The following is a 9,163-nucleotide window of genomic DNA, read 5'->3' as shown; positions in this document are numbered from 1 at the left end:
TGTGATACTAAACGTTGGGACATATAAACAGTTATAAGGTTGGTCAGGGTTGACCTGTTAGATTCAGTCAGGGGACTGAAGACCTTACTAGGCGGTTATTTCAGGTATTTCAACCTTATTTCATGCCTAAACGTTTCGCACCCTATTACTTAAAATACCGTAATCAACGGGCTGAGTATTTAAAACAGTGGTGGAATGTGGTTAACTGGGAGGAGGTAAATCGCCGCTATCTTCAGGCAAAAGCTTAACGATGACAACTTTTACGGTAACAGTTCCCGCTACCACTGCTAATATTGGGCCTGGCTTCGATTGTCTCGGAGCGGCCTTAACCCTATATAATCAGTTTACTTTTACCCTGCTGCCGGCAACAACAGCTAACCCTGTCAGCATTATTGTCAAGGGAACTGAATCAGCTAAAGTTAGCCAAGGTGCTGATAATTTAATCTACACTTCTTTTTTGCAAGTTTATCAAAAAATAGGACAGAATCCGCCCCCCATAGCCATCGAGATCGGTTTAGGGGTTCCTCTGGCTAGAGGTTTAGGTAGTTCTGCCACTGCTATTGTCGGTGGGTTATTGGCTGCCAATCAATGCGCGGGAAATCCTTTATCTATGGGGGAAATCGAAGCATTAGCGATCGCCTTGGAGGGACATCCAGATAATGTGGTGCCGGCTTTGCGGGGCAACTGTCAGCTATCGGCAGGGGATAGCACAAATTGGGCTATTTGTCAAGTATTTTGGCAAAAAAATCTCATTCCCGTCCTAGCGATTCCCGATTTTGAACTGGCTACGGAAAAAGCTCGGGCGGTTTTACCGGAAAAAATTAGCCGTCAGGAGGCGATTTTCAATATTTCCCGCTTGGGTTTATTATTGCGGGGATTGGAGACGGGTAACGGCGATTGGCTGAGAATTGCCCTAGAGGATAAACTGCATCAACCCTATCGGCAATCTTTGATCCCGGGTTACGAAAGGGTGAAAAAAGCCGCCATTAATGCCGGTGCTTACGGGATGGTAATTAGTGGCGCAGGTCCCACCCTATTGGCTTTAACTAACCCCGACAATGCCCAAAAAACAGCCACAGAGATGACAAATGCTTGGCAGCAAGTGGGGATTAACTCTGAGGTGAAAATTTTAGCTTTAGATACCCTAGGGGCGCGGGTAAACTGTTAAGATTCCCCAGCAGATGGGTGTGGGGTGTAGGGTGTGGGGAAGTGGGGAGCTTTTCAGTAAACAGTAAACAGTAAACAGTGAACTGATAACTGATAACTGATAACTGATAACTGATAACTGATAACTGATAACTGATAACTGATAACTGATAACTGATAACTGATAACTGATAACTGATAACTGATAACTGACTGCCAAAACCGTTAGTATAAAAATAAATATAAATAATTGTTAAGAAAATGACGCAAATTACCGTTATTGGTGCAGGGATTGGCGGACTAACGGCGGCGGCATTATTGGCGCGTCGAGGTTATCAAGTCACAGTATATGATCAGGCGCTTGTCCCCGGAGGTTGCGCCTCGACTTTTTCCCGTCGGGGTTTCACTTTTGACGTGGGGGCAACTCAAGTGGCAGGATTAGAAGTAGGGGGCATTCATCAGCGCATTTTTGCCGAATTAGGGATAGATTTACCCGATTCTGTCCCCTGCGATCCCGCTTGTGCCGTTTTTCTGCCGGGGGAAACCACTCCGATTAATGTCTGGCGCGATCGGCAAAAGTGGCAAGAGGAAAGACAAAAACAATTTCCGGGCAGCGAACCTTTTTGGCAATTATTACAAAAACTCTTTCAAGCAAGTTGGCGTTTTCAAAGTCGCGATCCAGTTTTACCCCCGCGCAACTGGTGGGATTTAGGGCAATTAATCGCCGCTTTGCGTGTAGATACTGCTATTACCTTCCCCTTTACTTTGATGACTGTGGGCGATGCTCTGCGATTATACGGCTTAGAGAGGGATAAACGCCTAAAAACCTTTCTTGATCTCCAGTTAAAGCTTTATTCCCAAGTTACTGCCGATGAAACCGCTTTACTTTATGCCGCCACCGCTTTAGCAGTTTCTCAGTCTCCCCAAGGTTTATCCCACCTTCAGGGTAGTATGCAAGTATTAAGCGATCGCCTAGTAGCAGCTTTGGAAAAATACGGCGGTAAATTGCAAATGCGCCACACAGTGGAAAAAATACTGACAGAAAAGGGAAAAGCTACGGGAATTATCGTCAGAAATCAAAAAAATGGCGAAATATATCCAGAAATGGCCGATGAGATTGTCGCTAATATCCCGATCCAAAATTTACCACAATTAATCGATCGCGAAGCCATTCCCAGTCTTTATCACCGGAGAATCGAAAAACTTCCCCCCGCATCCGGTGCTTTTGTGGTTTACTTAGGAGTCGATCGCGCTGCTATTCCCCCCGATTGTCCCCCCCATTTGCAATTTCTCTACGATTACGATGGCATAATCGGCGAAAATAACTCTTTGTTTGTTTCCGTGAGTAAAGAAGGGGATGGCCGCGCTCCAGTGGGAAAAGCGACGATTATTGCTTCTTCCTTCACCGATACCAGTCTTTGGTGGCGAAAAGGAGAAGATAATTATCAGCAATTAAAAGCAGCATACACCCAAGAGGCGATCGAGCGTCTCGGTAATTATTTCCATCTCAGTCCTGATCACATCGTTCATATCGAATCAGCTACACCGCGCACTTTTGAACGGTTTACGGGGCGAAATCAGGGCATTGTCGGCGGTATTGGTCAAAGATTGTCCACTTTTGGCCCTTTTGGAGTAGCGACGCGCACTCCGATCCCCCATCTTTGGTTAGTGGGAGATTCCACCCATCCGGGAGAAGGCACTGCCGGAGTCAGCTATTCGGCTCTAACGGTAGTTAGACAGATTGAGAATAAATTATTGGCTTCTAGTTAGCCGTAATTATGAATTATGAATTGGGAAGAATAAATAAAAGCAATCTTCTGAATACTGATAACTGATAACTGTTAACTTACCCACTGATAACTGATAACTGATCACTGATAACTGTTATAAAGCGCCGGCTGCCGTGCGATCGAGTATTCCCGCTCCTAGATGAGAGGTAATATTAATTGCTTGCAGGACCGGTTGAGAGTCAACTCCTTTGGGATAATCGATAACGCTAACCGCACCATTTCCCTGTTTAATATTCCAGAAATTAGCGGGTTTTAAACCCAATAAATAACAAAGAATCACCTTATTAATGGCATCGTGAGCTACTACCATAATTGTCTTAGGACTATCACTATTACTATAGGTTTTAACGATTTGCTGCCAACAAGCGATCGCTCGATCCCAAACTTCCTGTAAATTCTCCCCTTCCGGCATTTGCACGGTTTCTGGGGCATTTTTCCAGTCTTCTAACATCCCGGGGAAACTCGCTTCAATTTCCTCCTCTAATTTACCTTCCCAAAGTCCGTGACAGATTTCTGTCAGATCCCCTTGGGTGTCTAAGGTGACATTGGGGTGATATTGCAGGATAATTTGGGCAGTTTCCTTGGGACGGGACAAAGGACTGGTGACAGCGTGATCGATCGCCGTTTCTCGCAGAAATTCGGCGGCTTTCTCAGCTTGAGCTTTGCCATTATCATTGAGAGGAATATCGCGCACACCTTGAAAACGTTTATCCCGATTCCATTGGGTTTCTCCGTGACGCACCAGCAGCAGCCTCGAACCTTGGAAAGGAGGACGTGGTGGGGGTAAAGCTATCCCTAGGTGTGCCGTTTGATTGAGGGATTCCACCTGGACAGGATCACCAAAATTACCCGTAAAATTGAGAACATTAACGCAACAGTTAGATTGTTGTAGGGAATGGTATAAGGAAACCGGAATACCGATGGCACTGAGGATTAAACAGCGATTAATGCCGTTATGGGCAACAATGAGGATAGTTTGGCCATCGTGTTGGGGAATAATTTCTCGCCAAAAATCCTGCGCTTGTTGATATAGGGAGAGAACGGGATAATGTTCTTGACCATCGGGAAGTATCATCTTAAATTCGTGAGGTTTTTGGTGCCAATCCCGATATTCTTGGGGGTGTTGAGCTTTTACCTCCTCTTTGACCATATTTTCCCAGATAGGCAGATCGATTTCTAGTAACTGCGAAGTGGGTTGAATGACGGGAGAGTGATTTAAACGAGACTGAATCACCTCAGCAGTAGATTTGGCTCTTTGGAGAGGACTACAGTAAAAAGCGGCGATATCGATTTGACTGAGGGCATTTCCTACTTTTTCCGCATCCAGATGCCCTTTTTCCGTCAAAACCGAGCCATCACTGCGACCTTGTATTTTCTGCTCTGCGTTATAACTGCTTTGTCCATGACGAACAATAATCACACGAGTAGCCAAGCGGTTCAGTCTCCTTAACTAAAAGTCTCAATATCAGATTACAGGCGATCGGGATCGGAGTACAGTCTCGTTAGAGGATAGGGATTAGGGGAAATGGGGAAGTGGGGGAGTGGGGAAATGGGGACGTGGGGGAGTGGGGAAGTGGGGGAATTTCAACTAAAACCCCAACACCCTAAAACCCCAACACCCTAAAACCCCAACAGCCAATAAGAATATCAAAACTTCCTGATATAACAATCTCTTTGGGATCAAGGGTTTGGCGGTTTTATCAAGAAATCATGACAATGTACTTGGTCAAAATCGGAATCTTGCTGTTTAATAGGTATTTATAACAAGCGATTCCCTTGATCCCCATCGAGTGGATCTCTCGTTCACAAAGCAATCGATGAGTAGTTAGAAGGATTACCCAGATCACTGCTTTTGCAAATGCCCAAAAACATTTGCCGTCGTAACTAATCGGAGAGCGTCAACTCATGGTTCCAGAATACCCCCCCTTAGATGAGATGACCTTGCGGCAACTGCGACGAGTTGCCAGTCAATACAGCATCTCTCGTTACAGTCGGATGCGGAAAACGCAGTTAATCGAGTCAATTACCCAAGCTATGGGAGTAAGCGGCAATTTTAAATCTATTATTAAAGAGGAAAAACCAATGGAAGCAGCAAAATTTGAATTAGGCCAAGCTAACCCGATCGAAGATATCCTAGGTTCAGTGGATGATGGTTTAGGAGATCTGCCCGGTGGCTACGGTGAAAATCGCATCACCCTCCTACCTCGCGATCCTCAGTGGGCCTATGCTTATTGGGATATCCCCAACGAATCAAAAGAAAATCTACGTCGTCAAGGGGGACAACAGTTAGCCCTGCGTCTTTATGATGTCACCGATATCGATCTCAATAGCCAAGGCGCGCATAGCGTCCAAGAATATCTCTGTGATGAATTAGCCCGAGAATGGTATTTACCGATTCCGGTCAGCGATCGAGATTATGTTATCGATATCGGTTATCGTTGTGCTGATGGTCGTTGGTTAGTTTTGGCCCGTTCTCCTTTAGTGCGGATTCCTCCCGTCTATCCTTCCGACTGGATTGAAGATATTTTTGTCACCGTTAACTGGGAAGAAGAACTGGTGGGTAAAACTGTTTACGAACTCGTTCCCCCCAGCAAACGCTACGACAGCAGCACCGGAACCACTGGAAGCCCTATCTACGACCAAATTTTCGAGAGTGTCGGCGATATCGAGGCCCTACGGGTGGCCGGTTCCTTGTTTGGTTCTATGCAGCACGTCGCTGGTTCCGTACCGATGTCGGAAGTGATCAGTTCTTATGTATTCCCCTCTGGGGTTGGTATGTGGGCAGTTCCCACGGTATCGGGACTAACCGCTTCCGGTATCGGCATAACTGCTTCTGGTATCGGTATGGGTGCTTCGGAAACCCTACAACGTCCGCGCAAATTCTGGTTAGTTGCCGATGCCGAATTAATCGTCTATGGTGCCACCGAACCCGATGCGACGGTAACTATCGGTGGTCGTCCGATTAAACTCAATTCCGATGGCACTTTCCGCTATCAGATGTCCTTCCAAGACGGTTTAATCGATTATCCGATTATGGCCGTGGCCGCCGATGGTGAACAAAATCGTTCTATCCACATGAAATTTACCCGGGAAACTCCCTCTCGCAATACCAACACTAAAGATGAGGCGGTTCTAGAATGGTTATTTTAGATTGGGTTTTCTAACGTTACCAAAGCCAACCTAATTACTTCCCCCTAACTGAGATTCAGTTAGGGGATTTTTTTGGGGATTGTCAACGCTATCAACTTCTATTCCCAAATCTGACAGCTTAAATCGCCCGATTTTTGGGAAAGACGCAGATTTTCACCGTAATCGACGGGAACATCGATCACCGCAGGGACATCTTGCCGGAAAGCATCCTCTAGGATCGGGATCAAATCCTGGGCAGATTCCACCCGATAGCCTTTTAATCCCATACTTTCGGCAAATTTAACAAAATCGGGATTACCAAACTTAATAAAAGAAGAGGCCCCAAAATGGTTAAACTGCTTCCATTCGATTAAACCGTAACCGCCATCATTAAAGATGAGAGTGACGAAGGGAGTTCCCACCCGCAAAGCTGTCTCCAATTCCTGACAATTCATCATAAAACCGCCGTCCCCCGTCACCGCCACAATGCGCTTATCGGGATGAACTAACTTAGCGGCGATCGCACCAGGGATAGCAATACCCATAGCGGCGAAACCGTTAGAAATAATGCAAGTATTAGGACAATCGGAGTGATAATGGCGGGCCATCCACATTTTATGAGCGCCCACGTCAGAAATGGCGATATCTTCCGGTCCCATCACCTGACGCAGATCGTAGATCAATTTTTGTGGCTTGATCGGAAAACCCGTATCATTGGCATAGGTTTCGTAATCGGCCCGAATTTCCGTCTTTAATCCCGCAGTGACAGGAGTTGGTTTATTCTGGCGATCGGCCCGTTTGAGGATATCGATGAGAGAATCGGTGATATCACCCACCACTTCCACCACCGGGGCATAACTGCTGTCAATTTCCGCCGGAGTCATGCCGATGTGAATAATCGGTAATTTCCCGTCTGGATTCCATTTTTTCGGGGAATACTCGATTAAATCGTAACCAACAGCGATAATTAAATCACTGCGCTCAAAAGCACAACTAATCAAATCCCGTTGCTGTAATCCTACCGCCCAAAGAGCCAGAGGATGGGTATAGGGAATCACCCCTTTACCCATAAAAGTGTTAGCCACAGGGATATTCAAGGCCGTGGCAAATTCCGTTAAAGCCTCACTGGCATTAGCGCGAATTGCCCCATTTCCCGCCAAAATCAAGGGATTTTTCGCTTTAGAAATCACCGCCGCCGCCATGTTCAAAGTCCGATAGGAAGCGTAAACTTTTTCCTGACTATCGAGGGGCAAAGGACTACCATCGGCAGCCATAGCGGCGATATTTTCGGGAAGATCGATATGAACTGCCCCCGGTTTCTCACTTTGGGCGGTTTTAAAGGCTCTCCGTACCACTTCTGGGGTGATACCCGGCCGCACGATTTGTTTATTCCATTTCGTCACTGGGGCGAACATGGCCACCAGATCCAGGTATTGATGGGATTCAATGTGCATCCGATCTGTTCCCACCTGGCCAGTGATAGCCACCAAGGGCGCCCCATCGAGGTTAGCATCGGCTACCCCTGTCATTAGGTTAGTCGCCCCCGGTCCTAAGGTGGAGAGACAAACCCCCGCTTTTCCCGTTAAGCGTCCATAGACATCGGCCATAAAAGCGGCGCCCTGTTCGTGACGGGTGGTGATAAATTTGATCGAGGAGTTTTTTAGGGCTTCCAAAACATCGAGGTTTTCTTCCCCGGGTAGCCCAAAAATATACTCGACCCCTTCATTCTCTAGACATTTAACTAGAAGTTCGGCTGTGTTTAATTCCCCCATAGTTCCCTCCTGTAGAGCTTACTTCATCAGTAAAGTCTCTAGAGATAGTTCATCCCGGCGGATTGAGGTTGTTGCGCTCAACTCGTCGGGATGATATCAGTAGACTATATGTACCAATGTAGCTGACTAAAATTTTGTTTAAGTCTATCCATATACCATTGTGACTTAAATCTTGACCCTTGGCAGATTATTTATTAGCACAATTGGGGAGAATTTTTTTTAGGCCGTTAATTCTTCGGCGGCGTGAGCTAGTTGGGCGGCGACTTTGGCTAAATAGGGACGACTTAACCACCAGATAAAGGGGGACAGCCAACCCCGCAGGGTGACAGAATAGGAAATATAACTACCACAGAGGGTTGATTCCACTTGGTAGGTCATTTTCTGTTCCATGCCGGGGATAGCGAGAACTCTGAGGCTGAGGAGTTCCCCGGGACGGACATTTTCCACGAAAACCCGGATAGGAATGGGAGTCAGACGGGTGACAGCTTGATAGATTAACCCCGGTTTAGCGATTAAACCCAAGGGAACATCAGCCTTGGCAATCAAAGGATGCCAAGAGACATCGGCCACATTGATTAATTTTTGCCAGAGGACATCGACGGGGGCGGTACTGACCACCCGATAGGTTTTGTAGAGTGAAAACTTACAGAATAGTCTGCCTTTGGCCGCTACAATCCTTAGGGAAAAATTGAGAATCACCGATCGCCCCCCGCAAAAATAATCCAGGTAATCTTCTATTTTGACATACCCCACGCCGTAAACGGACGTGGATTCTTCTCGCATCACTGCTGTGAATTTATGGCTCAACGAGTCCACTTCAATTAGATTCCTGGCGAAATCCCACCTCTGGGTGGTTCTCTCCTCAGACTTTCGCGACCTTACAGAAGCCTGTTTTCGGGGTCCCCTACGATACAGTTCAAAACCTCTAAAATACTTGGTTTCTCTGGTACTTGGTGCTGAGAATTTTTACCTATAGGAGCATTCCCCTATAGAACCCCATAACTCTAGTTTTCAAGGTGCGTTCATCGGTTGATGACTGGGTTTTTTAAGCGGTTGCTTACCCGGCCCCCTATTCTTAATAGCATACATCCTATAAAGTCGCCCTCAAAGGGCGAGGCTTTCAACCCAATTTTTCGGTAAAAAATAAATGGCTTTCCAGCAGTGTGCGCTTTTGATAATTTTCAATTATATCTGGACTTCCCCCGTATAAACATACTAGCTATGGCTAAAAGTCTTACAGAGCCTGAGTTCAAGCAATGAAATACTAATGAACTACTGGACACAAAATCCTGAAGTTCTTACGCCGATAGGGTTTGAGGCAAAAAT

General features: G+C 46.3%; 7 protein-coding genes and 1 pseudogene. 4 read left to right on the top strand and 4 right to left on the bottom strand.

The annotated features are described in order from the left end of the window. Positions 1 to 143: 143 nt before the first annotated feature. A pseudogene (locus O9324_RS17405) lies at positions 144 to 248 on the top strand (Fe-Mn family superoxide dismutase); the annotation flags it as partial. A gap of 2 nt (positions 249 to 250) precedes the next feature. Continuing rightward, positions 251 to 1,168 carry a homoserine kinase gene (thrB, locus tag O9324_RS17400; RefSeq protein ID WP_288140844.1) on the top strand — a complete coding sequence of 306 codons (918 nt, stop codon included), beginning with the start codon at positions 251 to 253 and terminating at the stop codon, positions 1,166 to 1,168. Here the strand turns inward: thrB and O9324_RS17395 are convergent. After that, on the bottom strand, positions 1,145 to 1,366 hold the full coding sequence (locus O9324_RS17395; protein ID WP_288140843.1) for a hypothetical protein: 222 nt from the start codon (positions 1,364 to 1,366) through the stop codon (positions 1,145 to 1,147). The two genes, thrB and O9324_RS17395, sit on opposite strands and share 24 nt — an antisense overlap. Positions 1,367 to 1,407: 41 nt before the next feature. Here O9324_RS17395 and crtD point away from each other — a divergent pair, with 41 nt between their 5' ends. Further along, positions 1,408 to 2,916 carry a C-3',4' desaturase CrtD gene (crtD, locus tag O9324_RS17390; RefSeq protein WP_287630214.1) on the top strand — a complete coding sequence of 503 codons (1,509 nt, stop codon included), beginning with the start codon at positions 1,408 to 1,410 and terminating at the stop codon, positions 2,914 to 2,916. A 114-nt stretch (positions 2,917 to 3,030) separates the two neighbouring features. Here the strand turns inward: crtD and O9324_RS17385 are convergent, their stop codons facing one another. Continuing rightward, positions 3,031 to 4,368 (bottom strand): histidine phosphatase family protein, encoded by a 1,338-nt coding sequence (locus tag O9324_RS17385; RefSeq protein ID WP_288140842.1) that lies wholly within the window; start codon positions 4,366 to 4,368, stop codon positions 3,031 to 3,033. A 473-nt stretch (positions 4,369 to 4,841) separates the two neighbouring features. Between O9324_RS17385 and O9324_RS17380 the strand changes: the two genes are divergently transcribed. Further along, positions 4,842 to 6,086: a DUF4912 domain-containing protein gene (locus O9324_RS17380; RefSeq protein ID WP_288140841.1), complete on the top strand. Its 1,245-nt coding sequence runs from the start codon at positions 4,842 to 4,844 to the stop codon at positions 6,084 to 6,086. 98 nt (positions 6,087 to 6,184) lie between these two features. On the opposite strand, the gene O9324_RS17375 is transcribed toward O9324_RS17380, so the two are convergent. Next, the gene (locus O9324_RS17375) at positions 6,185 to 7,837 is read right to left on the bottom strand and encodes an acetolactate synthase large subunit (RefSeq protein ID WP_002771566.1); all 1,653 of its coding nucleotides are present in this window, start codon (positions 7,835 to 7,837) and stop codon (positions 6,185 to 6,187) included. Positions 7,838 to 8,056: 219 nt separating this feature from the next. Beyond that, the gene (locus O9324_RS17370) at positions 8,057 to 8,536 is read right to left on the bottom strand and encodes a hypothetical protein (RefSeq protein ID WP_041804515.1); all 480 of its coding nucleotides are present in this window, start codon (positions 8,534 to 8,536) and stop codon (positions 8,057 to 8,059) included. Positions 8,537 to 9,163 lie beyond the last annotated feature (627 nt).

The organism is Microcystis sp. LE19-84.1B (genome assembly GCF_027531875.1).
Taxonomy (GTDB): Bacteria; Cyanobacteriota; Cyanobacteriia; order Cyanobacteriales; family Microcystaceae; genus Microcystis; species Microcystis panniformis.
Note: the sequence above shows the minus strand (reverse complement) of the source record. Positions and strands in the feature narration are given on the sequence as shown.